This is a genomic window from Breznakibacter xylanolyticus, assembly GCF_003254275.1.
In the GTDB taxonomy this organism is placed as follows: domain Bacteria; phylum Bacteroidota; class Bacteroidia; order Bacteroidales; family Marinilabiliaceae; genus Breznakibacter; species Breznakibacter xylanolyticus.
Window position 1 is genome coordinate 77,257 of sequence record NZ_QKZK01000006.1, and the last position, 17,043, is coordinate 94,299.

A 17,043-nucleotide genomic window follows, 5' to 3' on the forward strand; every position below is an offset into this window, starting at 1 on the left:
TTGCACTTTTTGTCACTACACATACAAGACATCCAATTCCAAAGCTGTCACTTCTGCAAGAGCAAACACACAATCAACCATTTACACCATTTAACCATTCTTAAACCGTTCTTCTACAAAAAATGAACATCCACACACAGATAATCAATATCGTTTAGTTAAGAGAAAAAGATGTCAGACAAAGAGACGGATGATAAGATGAAAACGGATGTTTAGATCCGTTCATTACCTCTCTTCAGTCTAATCATCTTCGTATCTCTACAATGAAACGCACTCATTTAAAGACATTGCATTGATAACAAAAAATAAAAACATGGAAACAAAACGACTGATTTTGAACGAGACAAGTTATTTTGGCGCAGGCGCCATTCAACAAATCACGGGCGAAATAGCCCGTCGGGGTTACAAAAAAGCACTTGTGGTGACCGACAAGGATTTGATGAAGTTTGGGGTCGCCACGCGGGTTCTCGAAGTGCTGGATAAGGCCAATGTTCCTTATGTGGTGTACGACGAGGTGAAGGCCAACCCAACGGTCAACAACGTGAAAGCCGGGGTGAAGGCGTTTAAAGAAGCGGGAGCCGACTTCCTGATCGCCATAGGCGGAGGATCGCCCATCGACACATCAAAGGCCATCGGTATCATCACCAACAACCCATCGTTTGCCGACGTGAAGTCCCTGGAGGGGGTTGCTGACACCAAGAAACGCAGTGTTCCCATCATTGCCGTTCCCACCACGGCAGGCACAGCTGCCGAGGTGACCATCAACTACGTGATTACCGACGAGGAATCGGTGAAGAAAATGGTGTGCGTGGATCCTAACGACATCCCCGAATTGTCAATTGTGGATCCCGAAATGATGGTGTCGATGCCCAAGGGTCTGACGGCCGCCACAGGGATGGATGCGCTCACGCATGCCATTGAGGGATACATCACCCGTGGGGCCTGGACGATGACAGACATGTTCGAGATCAAGGCCATTGAGCTCATCGCTCAGCACCTGGAGACCGCCGTGAACGAGCCCACCAACCTGGAGGCGCGTAACGGCATGGCGCTGGCACAGTACATCGCCGGCATGGGCTTCTCGAACGTTGGTCTGGGCATCGTGCACAGCATGGCGCACCCGCTGGGCGCCTACTACGACACTCCGCACGGCGTGGCCAATGCACTGCTGCTTCCTTACGTGATGGAATACAACGCACCTGCCACAGGCGACAAATACAAGGCCATTGCCAAAGCCATGGGAGTGGCCAACGTGGACGGCATGAGTCAGGAAGCTTATCGCACGGCAGCCGTTGACGCGGTGAAGGCGTTGTCGAAACGCATCCACATCCCCCAAAAGCTCAACGAGATAGGCGTCAAAGAAGCCGACCTGGAGAAACTGGCCGTGGCTGCGTTTAATGACGTGTGTACACCCGGCAACCCGAGAGATACGTCGGCAGAAGAGATTCTGGCGCTGTACAAAAAAGCGTTTTAAAGAAGAAAAAGGCTCTATTCTGATTCATATGGGTAATCATAAGTATGTATTCACTCAAACCTATATTTCGTGCCCTCTAGCCGGGCGGGCTCTTACTTTTTATTCGGAAAGCGTTTGTTTTCATTTGCCCTCATGATTAAGCGTCGCTGAGCTCCGCTGAATTGGCTACAGCCCCAAAAAGTAAGCAATTTTTGCATCAAGTGAGAGCAATGTGCAAACTGGTTTGCCAATGCCGAACGTTGCAAAAATCAGCTTTGCTAAAAAAGGCCGCCGCTGACGTGAAATGGCTAAAAATCATAGGCTCTTGCTAAAATCTGCGAACTCGCAAGCTCAAACAGCGCATATTTTTTTTACGCTCAGGCCTATGATTTTTTTAACGCCATTTTCATCTGAAGATTATTTGTTTTTAATTGGTCAGATGGAACTCGCCAGTAATCAACTCCTGTGTATCGAAGTGTTAGACAGGGCTCGTTTCCGAAGGCGGCTTAGTTACCTTTTGTTGATTTCGTGCTTTTATATTTTGTTTACCCACAGAATTCGACATAGAGCCAAGAAAAAGCCCCTCCCTGCCTCCCCGATGGGGAGGTGGGGAAATAGGAGGCATCAGATGAAATGATACCACAAGCCTTATCGGCACACAAAAACACACCATCATGCGAAAAATCATAGGCCTGTTGGCCATCAGCGCACTCATCACCACGGGGTTCATCTGTAAGAAGGAGAAGCAAGTGCGCATCCTCATGTCGGGCGACTCGACCATGCAGACGTACCGCGACACGCTGAACCCGCAACGGGGTTGGGGTCAGGTGCTTCCTGACTTCTTCGACGAACAAACGCATATCATCAACATGGCCATTGGCGGCCGCAGCACCAAGACGTTCCAGACGGAGGGACGCTGGCAAAAACTTCTCGACACGCTGCAGGCGGGCGACTGGGTGATCATTCAGTTTGGTCACAACGATGCCACGGTGGCCAAGCCGGAACGTTACTGCACGCCGGATGCGTACAAACAAAACCTCATAAAATTTGTGAACGATGTGCGTTCCAAAAAGGGAAACCCCATTCTGTGTACGTCTATCGTGATGCACCGCTTTCACGATAATGGCACGCTGAAAGATGGTCACGGCGAATACCCCGGCAAGATGCGCGAGGTCGCCAATGAATTAAAGGTGCCTCTCATCGACTTGCATCATAAAACCCGGCAACTGCTAGAACAGATGGGACCTGAAGCCTCTAAAAGCCTTTACATGATTTATGCAGCCGGTCAACATCCGTCACTGCCCGATGGCAAGGACGACCACACACACATCAACGAAACTGGGGCTCGCGAAGTGGCACGACTGGCCACGGAGGGGATGCGTGAACTAAAGTTGAAGGGACTAACGAAGAGGCTGAGGAGATAACAATGACGTTTCGCTAAGAGAAGAAGAAGTGAGACGACGAGACAGATGATAAGACGAGGAAAGATTTTTAGATCTGCCTTCCGGCTCTAATCTATCTCTCTGCAATCGAATAATCTACCGGGCTTTGATCAGAGTAAGAATAAATACTGAGGCGCCAATCGACGTAGTCGCTTGGCTATGCCAAGAAAGGGGCTGGGTTAAATGGTAACACCTTGCGTTAAAAAAGCAAATAACTCTAAGCATATATATCGAAGGCCATCAGCACATGAACATGGTGCGATTATGAAAAAACGAAAGCAATCGATTGTTTAAATTAAACCCTTGGGGTTTTGAAAACCCCAAGGGTTGGGGAGAGATAAAGATGAAAAAAGGGCGTCCCTGCGGGACGCCCTTTTTTACACGAACCTAACATCACTCTAACCTCTTCTTTGCATTATCCAACACAGCCTTCACAGCAGCATTATTGGGATTTTTCATCAGCACTTTTTCGAGATAAGGGATTCCATTTTTATATCCCTGACTGATGGCTGCAAGATTGCGGTTAGCCACGGCAAAATCGACACGAGTGGGGTTCTTCATCGATTCGTAACGTTTTTTTTCTTTGTCGTAAGCCACATCGGTTTTTTTGCAGTGAAGCACCCCCATCTTCTCGATGCATCGGTCGTGCCCCGGGTTGATGGCCAACAACGCCTCACCGGCAGCAAGGGCGTCATCGTAGCGGGCCAATTGTTCGTAAGCCATCACTTTGATAAACATGACATGCTCATCCTGAGGATTGTCGGCCAACACCTGATCGGCAGCCAGGAGGGCATCCTCATACTTACCACAATTGAACATTGAGGTGGCCATTTTTTTGGCAATGGCAGCCTTGGACGACGCATCCAAGTCGATGGCCTTAAGGAAATAATCTTTCGACAGGTCGCATTTTTTGAGTCCGGCATAATTCTCACCCATGCTCAGATACAATTCAGACGAGGCCATGTTTAGGGTTTCCATCTTTGAGAAAAAATCCGACGCTTTTTGATAGTTTTTAACCCGCATATAACAAATACCGGCCCGGAGCAGGCAAAGGGTGTCGTGCACCGACTGTGCCTCGTATCCCATCGCAGCAGCCTCATATAAAGCAGCAGCACCGGCATAATCACGCGAAGTCTCCAACATGATGGCCTCACTTTTTTGAACATCGGCATTTTGCCCATGGGCAAGGACAACAAAGCAAGCCAACAACCCGAAAGAAATAAATCTCTTCATACCTCAATTATTTAAAACCGTTAACACACATCCGTACAATGCCGGACACGCAATTTTTTGATTAAGAAAGAAGGTCGTCTCCCTGCACAAAAACAGGAAGACGACCAGGAATGGTTACAATCAACAAACTATTTCAAAATAACTTTTCCGACATATATGTGATCATCGGCAACCAGGCGAATGGTGTAAATGCCCTTCTCGAAGGGAGTCAGATCCACTTCAAGATCAAAACCGTCAGCAGCATCAAGCACCATCACTTCACGACCATTCATGGCCGACACAGTCACGAACGCTTTTTGCACTCCCGAAGGCATCTGCACATTGACAATTCCATTGGTCGGATTGGGATAAAATGTCAATTGCTCAACACCACGATTGAGGATGCCCGTAGCAGCCACAACCTTGACCTTCCCGGCGGTATTAAACTCACTAAAATCCCAGGCCAGACCGGCACCGGGAGATTCAGGTTCAACCGAGGTAAAACTACCGGTGATGGTAGCAGCCGACACAACAGTAAAAGATTTACCGGCGCTATAAGGCGTGATGTTGTTGGTATTTTGCATCACTAACACACCATTGGCCGCAAAGGCTCCCGTCACCTTAATTTTATCGGCCGAGCCAAAAGCAGCATTGGCCTTGACATGAAAACGGGCACCACTATTCATGGTCACACTTTGCACACTCAACGACGATCCGGTGGTGGTATGTCCGGCATAAAGGGTTCCACCGCTCTCAACCGTCACGGCCGAGGAGGAAATCCCATTTCCGGAAAGCGCAGCCCCATTTCTGATAGAGACAGAACCCGTTCCGGTTGCACTACCCGAAGTGTTGGTCAGCACCAACCTTCCTTCCCGCACAATGGTTCCTTTGGTGTAAGTATTTGCAGTGCTCAATGTCATAATGCCTGTCCCCACTTTGGTAACACTGGCATCGGTCGCAGTGATGGTTCCATTATAGGTGAAATCGGTGTTCTTAGCTCCCAGCTCCCAATTGTGGGCTCCACTTAACACACCGATCCCGGTGAGGGCTCCGATTTTAACGGCACTGCCCGAGGTTTGTTTCGCATACACATTGGCCCCTAAGTTAACAGTTGCATTGGCGTAACCGAAAGTGTTGTTAATCATGAATTCGACACCCGAAGTGGTCGAAAAACTGTTGTTAATATTAATGTCACCAGAAAAAGCCGACCAATTTCCTCTAAACTCTGTCCTCACATTGGGAATATAGACATGTAAAGTTCCGCCTCCTGTCAAAGAGCCTGTATTATAACTACGGCCGTCCATGTGAAGCCATCCGGTTTTATCGGCCGGAACTTCCACATTGAAACTCCAGGTATTGTACGAATAAACATCGTTGAAACAGTAAAAGGTTCCATTTTGGAGAGAAACGGCTGCTCCCGGATTGGCAACATCACTCAACATATAAAGAGAGCCATCGGCAATGATCGTTTTGGCATGGGTATTGGCAGCCGCAAAAATCAACTGACCTGCACCGGTTTTGGTAAGGACACCACCGGTAACCGGTTCGAACCAATAGAGTTTACCGGTGTTTTCGAGTGTTCCACCATTGGCACCGATAAAAGAAGCACGATTGGCGTAACCATCACCCAGCACACGCAACGTACCACCATTGATCTCCAAATCAGAAGCCACAGAACTGCTTTTACCCAGAGCACCAATATCCTGCGTTGTCGGCATTTTGAACACTTCCAGCACACCACCGGTAATCGACACCTTACCTGTAAAATCGTTATCATTATTGATCACCAGAGTTCCGGTGCCATTTTTGGTTAAAGTTGCAGCCCCCGAAATTTTTCCTGCACCATAAAAAGTGTAATCGGACGAACCGTTCACAACAACCGAAGCAGGCATCACCGATTCTGAGATATTCACACTGTTTTGCGAAGAAGTTGCATCAAAATTCACATGATCGCCGGTCACAAAATGATCGGCAGAAGTGCCATTGTTAAAATTTTGAAGATTGGCCAAGTCCCACACCGAACTCACAGCACCGGTCCAGGTAATATCGCCGGCAGCACGCACCGACTCTATTATTAAAGTCAAGACACCGGAAATGTTTTCAAGATGACACGGCACCCCATCAATCCCGTCAATCACCACATTTGTCAAGTCTCCGGTGATGGCACCACCAACCTGAATCAATGTGTAATTGCCAGGAACCAGATTGGCAGCATTGATACGAATTACACTGCCATCGTGAAATACCAGATTACCGGACAAGATTAAAAGGTCATTGCCCGCATCAGCAGGAGCCACCAGGTCGAACACCAAGGCAGCATTTTCTTCGAGCGTGAGTGACTCTCCAACTTCAAGAGCCGCATTCGTATTTTCGCCCCCTACATACATTTTTGAACCATAACGCAACAAAGCTCCCTTAGCCAACTTGCCCACTGCATCCATCTGAGAGAAAAAACCAAGCCAAACGGCGCTTTGCTGTAACTCTCCGGAAAAGTTCAAACGACCTCCCCAAACAGCAGTGGAGCCACTGTAATCATGCACACCATTGAGCGCCAACACCCCTTCGCCCTGTTTCACCAGTTGCATGGCACCTGAGAATTTACCGGATGATGCGTCAATGGCATAACTACCGGGAGTGTTGACAGTCAGCACTGATGGAGCCACAGTTGAGGTAAGTGACAAAGCCACATTCGAGCCTGCCGATACATCCAGCAACACATGACTTGCATCAGAATATGAAGCCGCAGCACCATTGTATTTCCACACAGCGTTGCTCACATCCCAACTATTAGATCCTGCAAACACCAATCGATTATTGGTCATCACTGGAGGAGGGGGAACGGTCAATCCTTCGGCCTCACCAAGGAAGTAACTCACATGAGGAGGCTGATTGTATCCACACATCTGCCAGGCCACCGCCTGACGGTATTGATGATCGTGCATGAGCGTATAATTGCGATAGATGGTGGGGTCGACCGTGGTATAAATGCGCACAGCAGAGTTATCCTCTTTTCGCCAAACCACCTCTTCGCGCCAGTCGCCCAGCAAATCGGCCTGCAGGCTGGGAGTTCCCTTGGTATAGTTGCACGAAGTGGCACCTGTTGCCGTAAACAAGGGGCTACCCAAACCATATTTATAGATGCATCCGGTACCATATCCGGTGGTGGTGGAAAAGCCGGTATGGTCTGTCATCTCCTCCAACAAATCGCCATCCCAATAGATACGGAAGTTTTCGGCGTTGGCGCCATTGGCCTCCTGTTTGCGGGTGGATGCCGAGAACAACTTGTTACCGCCCCACAACTCTTTCCCCTTGATGTCGTCAGAGATATTGGCCGCACAACAACGGCCACAGTCGTACCCCGTATAATGATGAATGATGATTTCGCCGGTGGCGCCATCCCACATAGAGGTTCCCCAGTTGGGCGAATCCTCGATACATTTAAACACCTCGGTGCCTTTACGATACGGATCAAGATCACCCACATGCAATGCATCACCATGACCAAAACGGGTGGAATATTTTCCTTTGCCATCATCGTCTACAACCATTGAGCCCCAGACAATTTCATCACGACCATCCATGTCAATGTCAGCCACAGAGTAATTGTGATTTCCCTGTCCGCAATATTCGCCCGTTCCTGAGTCGAACGACCAGCGAGCTTGCAACTCCAGTTGTCCGCCATTGTCTACCACATCATAAGTTTGAAATTTGGTGCGGTAATAGATGCCGCGACCGATGAAGATGCTTGGCTTCACCCCATCGAGATAAGGAGCCCCAAAAAAATACTTACTACAACGGTGAGCCAACTGAGCTTCGTTCAATCCACTGGGGCCCCACTGCGACAGTGGGGCACGAGCAATAAAATCGACTCGATCGAGCTCCTCCCCTGTGACCCCGTCATAAAGCGAGAGAAATTCGGGTCCTTCAATCATGTAAGGAGAGTTGTTGGTGCGAATTCCTGTTGAACGATAATTGGTTTTTCCGTCACCATTGGTGTCACCAATGGCATTCCCTTTACCATCGACCGTACCTTCAGACGAGCGCATCACCACTTCGGCTTTGCCGTCACCATTAAAGTCGAAGGCCATGATGTTGATCTCAACCCCATCCATCAGGTTAGGCCCCACGTCGATGCTCCAGAGATGAGTCCCATCGAGTTTATAAGCCTCGAAGAAGGAAAACTCGGTGGTGGTGGTATTGGCATAATCATTATTCAACCGCTTCACAATCAACTCATACTCCCCATCCCCATCCAAATCGGCAGTGGTGATGTCGTTGATTTGATAAGCCGATGAACGAGGCTTCAACGTGATCTCTTTGTATTGTTGTGCCCAGGGCGTCACAGCCGTTGATGCCACTTGCTCAACATTATTGACCACCGCCTTAACGGAGTAAGAAGAAGTACCGGTGCCGGATGCGTCGAGATAATTAGAAACCTCCAGAGGAGAGGCATTCACTTTAACGCCATCGCGATAGAGATTGTAAGTCACCCCGTACCACTCATCCCCGGGAATGCGCCAGCTCACAAAAACGCCTGCAGGCACCTTCACCGCCACCACTCCCCGATCGAGCGTTTCCATTTGCCGCTGTGCGTGAGCCGAAAAGCCCAACGACAAAGCTAAAATCAATGGGTAGAAAATTTTTCTCATTGAAATACTATTTGAAATATAACATTAAACATGAACAAGCCATTGAATTCTGAGAGCAGAAAACCCGTGGAGCACAGGCAGAGGATGAGATAAGAGAATGCACCAAAAAAAAATTCCATCCTGCCACAAACGCACCGAAAGCTCCTCAACCATTGAAATGATCAAAACACTTTACATCTTGCAAGCATGGCGTCACACACAAGCCACCACCGCCCCGATGCCATCAGCAGCCATTGTCATACAGAAAGCCACAACCCCCGGTATGATAACAACAAACAGAGACATTAACGGAACAAGAGAACGTGATGACGAAATCATTACAAAAAGGAAAGAATACCATGGGGACAAGCCCCATGGTATTGATTGATACATTACTTAACCTTAAAAGGTTACTTCACCACCACACGAGTGGTTTTCACATCAGCACCCGAAACCACTTTCACGGTAAAGATGCCTTTGCGGTCGATGGCCACCTCTTGGGCACCACCATTGGTAAAGTGATTTTTATAAACAATGGCGCCTTTCATGTCAATCACCTCAACAGAATATTCACCTTCGATGCCATCCACAAAGAACTGGCCTTTAGATGGGTTGGGATAAACACTTAATTGAGCAGAAGCTTTTTCCTCAACCGAAGTGATTACTTCGACCACTTTCACAACCGCTTCACTACTTTCAACAGTGGTCACCACATTATTGATTTCGACATTTGCCAGACAGATGTAAATGCGCTCACCCAAGGCTGCTGTAGAAGGCGTAAAGGTTGCAGTTGTTGAAATGGGAGCATTATAATCGACTTCCCCATTAATCTTTTCATACCATGCCACATCTTGAGCCGTTAGACCACCATTTATCGAATAAGTGAGATCAACGGGAGTCCCACTCACCAACACTTGTTGACTGGCAGGCGATAATGTTACCGCAATGACATCAAGTGCCACCACATTGTTGGTCATCACCTGCACTCCTTGCGAAGTGGTTCCGATGGCCACCACATAAACGGTACCACCCACCGGTACCGCAGGCTTATAAGTCAATTGATTATCACTACCTGCCAACTCATTCCATGGTCCGTTGAGGCTGGTGCCATAATACCATTTAATGGCCTGAATATCGTTGCTTTCGAGATTGGTGAGCGTATAAGCTGCTTCAGTTTCCGTATTTTGTGCCACAATTTGACTTGTCACATTCTCAATCGCAAAACCGGATGCCAAACGAGAATAGATGCGGGTAGAGTCTATCGACTTATCGTACACCACCGCAGGCACATAACCTGCTTTGGCACAAGCAATTTTCGCATCAGCAATGCGGGTATTGACCACGGCAGTGGAGTTACCGGGGAAATAGATGCTGGCATTGTCATCGACATACATCATGCTATATGAAGGATCTTTGGTTGAAATACGGTCGGGCACCATATTATTGTAAACCCGTGCATTGTCTGTCACATGCAGTTGTCCGCCGTTAGTAGACGCCGGGGTATCGCTATCGCCCATTTTCATATACTGCACAATGGCGATGGCATTTCCGCTCACATTCAACAAACTTCCAGCCGAATGTAAACGGGTAAAGTTACTGGAGAAATGCGCAATACCCGAAGTAATGTTCAATGTACCATGCACATAAACTTCTCCCCTGACGTTGAACACCACACCTGAATTCATCGACAAATTCATTGAAGCACCCGCAGCAACAGTTAAAGCGTTGATGGTATCATTTACCGAACCGGTAAAGGTTGCAGGCACATTGCCGGATCCATTGATGGTTAACTTATTTTTGAAGGTGGGTGAAACCGGAGCATAGTTCCCGGAATAAAAACCATCGGTTGAAAATAACCCGTTCCAGATCATATCCTTACCGGTAGTTGAAGCAGCCTCGACATAATAAACCATCACAGAACTGCGTTCAACACGACCATCATTAAATGTTGCTTCAACAAACACATCATAAGTCCCAATGGACGTAAAAGAAGGACTAACGGTCAATTGTCCGGCGGCACCATCAAACTCAAGGTATTCTTTAGTGTCACGGTTGAAGCTCTTCCAGGTATATGACACGGGTGTTTCAGTAAAGGAAGCGGTTTTGGGATGCAACACACCATTGACCCGAATGTACTGCTGGTTAAAGTAAGGACTCACCGAAATACGGGTAGAACCCACATTGATTTCAACCTCTTGCGATTGCACAACCACATCATTGGCATCCACAGCTTCGCAAATCACATAGTACACACCTGAATTTGCAAAACTTGGGGTATAAGTGGCCTCAGTGACACCAGTAGAAGTATAGGTTACAGCCCCTTCTTCACGGTATTTCCACACCAACGATTTGGCTCCGGTAACACGGGCTGTCTTCAACATTTCCAGTGCTGTGCCGGAAGCACCGGCAGTCAACAATTGGCGATCGGCATTTTTAATCAAAAACGTTGAACTGGGGAGAGCAGACAAAGTGGTATAACCAGTCGCAGCGTCATAAGTTTTTAAGATGCTGTACTCACTTCCACCATTGATACATCCATTGTCGATTTTTGACTGACAATCCCAGTTCCCACGATAAAATACTTTGCCATCGCCCTTAATGATGATCTGCCCACCTTCACGAGTTTCATTAAAACGAATAATCGGCTCAAGGGTAGAAGCAAATTTAACGGTTCCACCATTGATGGTGATTTGACCACTACCCAGTGCAGCACCGGTTTTATTGTTCCACAATACAACCTGACCATTGAAATTTACCACCCCACCATTAACGGTTAAAAGGCTGTTATTTTCATCCCAACGCCAACTACCATCCTTTCCAAAATTGACAGTTCCTTTATTGATTGTCAAACCACACATCCCATAATCAATCTTACTGGTGTTACCCCTATTGATCGATAACGACACATCATTAGAAGCCAGATCAACAACAATGGGGGTAATCAAAGTTGGATCTGCATTATAAGCATTTTCCAAAAAATAAACAGAGATGTTTTCAGAACCGGAAATAACAGGGTAGTTATTACTGGTAACAGAAGTAGTAACGGGAACCGTTAGCGAATTTCCGCCCGGAGTACCTGCCGGATTCCAGTTGGCATCATACGTAAAGTTGGTGTTGGAAGCTCCGGTCCAAGACATGGCAGTACCCTGAGCCACCACCTGAGCAGGCAGAGCCAGCAACGCGGCCACGCCTAATGTTCCCATGGTCTTGCGCACCCAGTTACGGGTTGCAGGACGATGGACGTTTAAATCGTCATAAAATTTTCTCATGATCTCAATTTTTAAATTAAACAAAAGATATTCGTTAGTTATCAAAATCAATAAAGAGGCAAGAACCAGTTTTTTTGATCCATGAGCTTGGTGCGAACGGCTTCGCCATTGAAACCGGCCTTATTGAGTTTATCGGCAACCCGATTGGCCAGCACGGCATTGTCGCCACGACGTAAAGCCACACGCACCAGGTCGCCCCACCGCTCGCCCTCAAAGGCAAGTTCAAGCGCGTTCTCATCCAGAATCTGATTCTCAATCACCAGAATAGAGTCACCCTCAACAGCATTGGGTTTAAGCGAAACACGATTTCGGATACCTGTATTTCGGTACCAGGGTTGACGCAGGTTTGCGGGAACATCGGACACCCCGGTTGATCGGGCATCAAAATTGTAAGGAAAGGCCATTCTTGTTTGTCCTCTGCCGGTCACGTCCTGATAGTTCCAGGTCTCAGTGGGATTGGCGGCCAGATAATCGGCTCCATTGAAATTGGCATTGATTCCATTATTCATTAAGGCATAAGCCACCTTGTGCTTTCCGTCGCGGTTTGCAGCCTCGCAGTAACGCAGGTGCAAGCTCCCGGCACGCCACAAAAACCATTTGCCATCCAATGCGGTCGTAGAACCCTTATAATAAACTTCGGAAATGAATTTGGTGATAATGGGGTCAGAGCCATCCATATCGTAAGATCCCGTGGGGAAAACATAATTGACGCCGGGATAATAACCGCGAAAGTCACCCACGAATCCGTTCTTTTGCACCTGAGCATTCCAGGTGTCCATGATCAGCTGTGAAGGGCGGAAAAGATAGCTGCCATTGGTTTTGGCAAATAACTCGACAAAGGGGTTTGGCGCAAACGTTTTATCAAAATAGAGAACCCAAAGCCACTCGTAATTGTAGTTGGCATCGCTGTTGTCGTACCAAAACATGAGAGGCCACATGTTACGGGAACTCAAGCGGTCGTTTTCGTAATAGCGGGCATAACCGCTATTGAAACGACAAGAAGCTTCAGCGAGCGTTGCAGAGACATCATTCGGTAATTTATACAAGTCGAATAAATCATTACCGCTTTTACCGCGCTCCATGATGTTTTTAAAATATGAAGCAGCCTTGAAATAATTACCATTCCATAAATTGAGTTCACCCAACAAATATTCCTTATCGATGTACATCAACCGGGGATAATAAGTAATGATCGTTTCGAGCAAATTGGCATCCGTGTACTTATCTTTGTAAGGCAGCGCCTCCATGGTTTCCAATAATTTTGCGACCATAGCGGGCAAATCCAGATGAGGATATTTATCCAATCTATCAGACGAAAATGCTGTAACATCGGTAAGCGGCTCGGTAATGTAAGGTATTCCGCCCTTAACCGGATCTGCAAAATGGAGCGATAGTTGTAAATAAGCCCATGAACGAACCGCGACCATGTCGGAATATCGGGGATTGAACTCCTCATCGGTCATTTTTTTGGCAGCCAGCATGGCTTCAAAATTCCGAATCACATCGTTGCAATTGTTAATGAGGCGAAAAAATGCTGATGGGTCAGCCCATTTGCTGTCGACCGGCATCTCACCATGGTGAGACAACGCCTTAAGATCGGGGGTGGCATTGGAAGTCACATCCATCAAATCGGCACGCAACTCATTGAGCACCACATACTGGGCAGCCACATCCATGAGCGAACCATACACACCCCGAATGGCCGAATTGGCATCGTCGGTACTTTGGTACATCTCATCGGGCAAAAGCACATCATCGGCATCGGCCGAGAGCAGATCGCTGCACGACATGGCAGCAGCACCCAAAAGAAGAACTGCCACACCTTTCACTATCATTAATTTAACTTTTTTCATCTTTATCGTTATTCAGATTAAACCCAAGGCTTAGAGGCCAATTTTTACACCAAAAATGAACGCACGATTTTGAGGAATCATTCCCAAATCAATACCACGGCTGAGCGCTGATCCATTGAGACTGAAATCAGGGTCAAGGCCTTTATATTTTGTCCAGGTCACCAAATTGAGCCCCGAAGCGTATACCTCGGCACGTTTAAGAAATCCCAACTTAAATGGCACCACATAGCTGATGGTAACATTTTTAAGACGAGCATAAGAACCATCTTCAATCCAACGATCACTAAAACGGGCATTCCCCATGGTGTCGCCGTAATCAGCACGGGGCGCAGAGGTAATCTGACCGTCGTACTGCCAGCGATTGAGCACCCCCTGAGTTTGATTGTCAAAGTTGCTCATTCGCTCCATGGTATAGCGCATGTAGTTAAACACATCACCACCATAAGAGAACGATAAAGAAGCATCCAGGGTTAGCTTTTTATAACGCACTTTTGTGAAGATCTCGCCGGTAAAATCGGGCGTTGCATCGCCAATCACCTGCATGTCGCTGGCATCAATCACCCCATCAACGGTCTTTTCAACAAAACGGACATCCCCCCCAAGGAAGGCCACTTTGTCACCATTGGGCATAACTGCGGACAGACCAGCTGCCGAGGCTTCGGCAGCCGAAGCATACACGCCATTGGTTTTGTAACCATAAAACTGACCGATGGGGGCACCCTTTTGAGTCAGAATGTTAGCATCGTACATGGTAGTGATGCGCGAACCATCCCACAACTCATCCATCTCGGTAGAATATTTTGAAACAATCACACCAAGATCCCAACGGAAAGGACGATTGATGATGCGTCCGTTGAGCATGAGATCGAGACCGGTGGTGGTCAATCCACCCACATTGGCCCAGTAACCATCAATGCCACTAAAAAGCGTTTGACCGGAGATATAATCAATCATGTCAGTGGTTTTGTTTTGATACACATCCACGCTCATGCTCACCCGTTCATGTGCCACAGCGACATCAAGTCCGATGTTGATTTTGGTATTTTTCTCCCACGAAAGCTCAGAGTTGCCTACATTGCCAATGACAGCCCCCTGCGAGTTGAGGAAACTTTTTTCGGTATAATAACGCAGGGCACGATAATTACCAATGTCATCGTTACCAGTCATCCCATAACCGGCACGCAGCTTCAACACATCGAGCCAGTTCAACCCAGCCATAAACGGTTCAGAGGAAATGAGCCATGCAGCACTCACAGCAGGAAAGAAACCAAACACAGTGTTAAACATCTTCAATCCCTGAGCATCTTTGCCAAAGCGAGAAGAACCGTCGAGCGACATGCTGGCAGAAAGGAAATATTTCTTTTGGAAATCGTAATTCACATTGGTGTACCAGGTCAAACTTGACCAATCGCCCATCAATCCACCTTTTTGGCGCAACAGATAATCGCCACTACCCAGTGTATAAATTTGATCGTTGGCCGAATTGTAATCTTTACCCCAATCTTGCTCCAACATATTGATGTTCAACCGAGCGCCAGCCACCCCGTTTAAATGGTGAAAAGCAGCAAAGGTGTTGTCATACACCAACCGCAAATCGTTGTTTACCGCCATGTGACGGGTCACACTCTGCATCATTTGATTGATACGCACACCATTGTACACCGAGTCTGGGGTAACCCCACTCCCGGGGATGAAAATACTTTGACGCTCTTTATCAAAAGAAATGCCAATTTGATCGGCCACCGAGAGATGCTTTCCCGAATTCACATTAAAGTTAAAGGCTCCAAAAAAACGGTAGTTCATATCTTCCTGCTTTAACCCATTGAGCAAGGCAACCGGGTTACTCACCTGCAAACTGTCGTAGCCGCAATACACTGGGGTGGTGAGCCCCAAAATGTTCCGTTCGCGCTCCTGCAGGAAAGGTGCTTTCACACGAGCCTGATGCACGGCATCGGCACTTCCCTCGATACCGGAAGCGGTAATGTTTTTTTGGATGTAATGAAACCCAATGGTTGAGTTGAGCTGAATGGCTTTTGAGATATTGATATCGGAATTGAACCGAAGGTTAAAGCGATTGTTATCACTGCCATCGACAATCCCCCCCTGAGTCATGTAACCCACATTGAGGGCATAAAGCGCCACATCGTCACCCCCCTTGATGGAAAGCCCATAATTAGATGAATAGCTGTTGGCGAAGACCTTTTTTTGCCAGTCGGTGTTGTTTCGAGCGGTGTAATAACCGGCCACGGCCGGATCATTGATAAAATATGGCATGGCATTAATGGCCGTTCCTGATTTTCCTGAAGAAAGCAACATCTCGTTGAGATAGCTTCGATAACTTTCAGCATCTAACAAGGGCAACGATTCGGGACTCAGCTCCAAGCCCCCACTCAGATGAAAGTCGATGGTGGTTGCCTGTTTTTGAGCACGAGTGGTACGAATGAGAATGACCCCGTTGGCAGCTTTGGCACCATACACCGAAGCCGCATCGCGAATCACCGAAACACTTTCGATGTCATCAACATTGATCCCACCCAGTGGATTGTTTTTGTAACCTGGAATAAGCGAAATGCCATAAGCATTAATGTCGTAAATCATGCCATCAACCACAACCAGTGGCTGATTAGAAGCATTGAGCGAGGAGTTACCACGGATGATCAAATCAGAACCAACGCCTTTGATACCGTTACGCGAGAGCGCATTTAAGCCAGCGACCCGGCCGTTGAAAGCAGCCTCGGCCGACCCCAGTATCTGTCGTTTTTTATCATCAAAACGATTGACACCCACCACCGACTGAGTCGTATACACCTGATTTACGTTAAAATATCCGGATTGAGCCGATTCAAACAAAGAGTAAGCCCCCACATCTTTAAGATAAATAAATACGGAATCCCGGTTTCCCACCACCACGTGTTTATCATGGTAGCCCATGGCCTTCACAGTGAGAACATCGGCAATGCCGGAAACATTTAATGAGAAAGAACCATCCAAATCGGTAAAGGTAGACGAGAGGGTTCCACAATTAACAGCAGCGATCTCGATGGGTTGCAGGGTTGCAGCATCAAACACCACCCCGGCCACCGTTTTGGTTTGCGCAGCCTCGGACTGGCCAATGAGAGCGCCACACGACACCAGCAAAGCCAAAGCAGTCATCAAGGTTTTATGTAAATAATTCATGTTTCTGAT

General features: G+C 47.5%; 7 protein-coding genes. 2 read left to right on the plus strand and 5 right to left on the minus strand.

The window, feature by feature from the left end; all coding sequences use genetic code 11:
- The first annotated feature begins 313 nt into the window (after window positions 1–313).
- Entirely contained in the window at window positions 314–1,474 is a 1,161-nt protein-coding gene (gene fucO / locus LX69_RS04970) for a lactaldehyde reductase (protein ID WP_111444724.1), read from the plus strand.
- Window positions 1,475–2,127: 653 nt separating this feature from the next.
- Window positions 2,128–2,877, plus strand: coding sequence for a rhamnogalacturonan acetylesterase (locus LX69_RS04980; protein ID WP_111444726.1), 750 nt, complete (start codon window positions 2,128–2,130; stop codon window positions 2,875–2,877).
- A 411-nt stretch (window positions 2,878–3,288) separates the two neighbouring features.
- Here the strand turns inward: LX69_RS04980 and LX69_RS04985 are convergent, their stop codons facing one another.
- From LX69_RS04985 to LX69_RS05010, 5 genes are all read right to left on the minus strand, one after another.
- Entirely contained in the window at window positions 3,289–4,128 is an 840-nt protein-coding gene (locus tag LX69_RS04985) for a tetratricopeptide repeat protein (RefSeq protein ID WP_111444727.1), read from the minus strand.
- Window positions 4,129–4,256: 128 nt separating this feature from the next.
- Window positions 4,257–8,756, minus strand: a complete 4,500-nt coding sequence (locus LX69_RS04990) for a rhamnogalacturonan lyase family protein (protein WP_111444728.1) — start codon at window positions 8,754–8,756, stop codon at window positions 4,257–4,259.
- 389 nt (window positions 8,757–9,145) lie between these two features.
- A complete protein-coding gene (locus tag LX69_RS05000) occupies window positions 9,146–12,004 on the minus strand; it encodes a T9SS type A sorting domain-containing protein (protein WP_146260640.1) in 2,859 nt (952 codons plus the stop codon).
- 47 nt (window positions 12,005–12,051) lie between these two features.
- A complete protein-coding gene (locus LX69_RS05005; RefSeq protein ID WP_111444731.1) occupies window positions 12,052–13,857 on the minus strand; it encodes a RagB/SusD family nutrient uptake outer membrane protein in 1,806 nt (601 codons plus the stop codon).
- A gap of 30 nt (window positions 13,858–13,887) precedes the next feature.
- Window positions 13,888–17,034 carry a SusC/RagA family TonB-linked outer membrane protein gene (locus LX69_RS05010; RefSeq protein ID WP_111444732.1) on the minus strand — a complete coding sequence of 1,049 codons (3,147 nt, stop codon included), beginning with the start codon at window positions 17,032–17,034 and terminating at the stop codon, window positions 13,888–13,890.
- Window positions 17,035–17,043 lie beyond the last annotated feature (9 nt).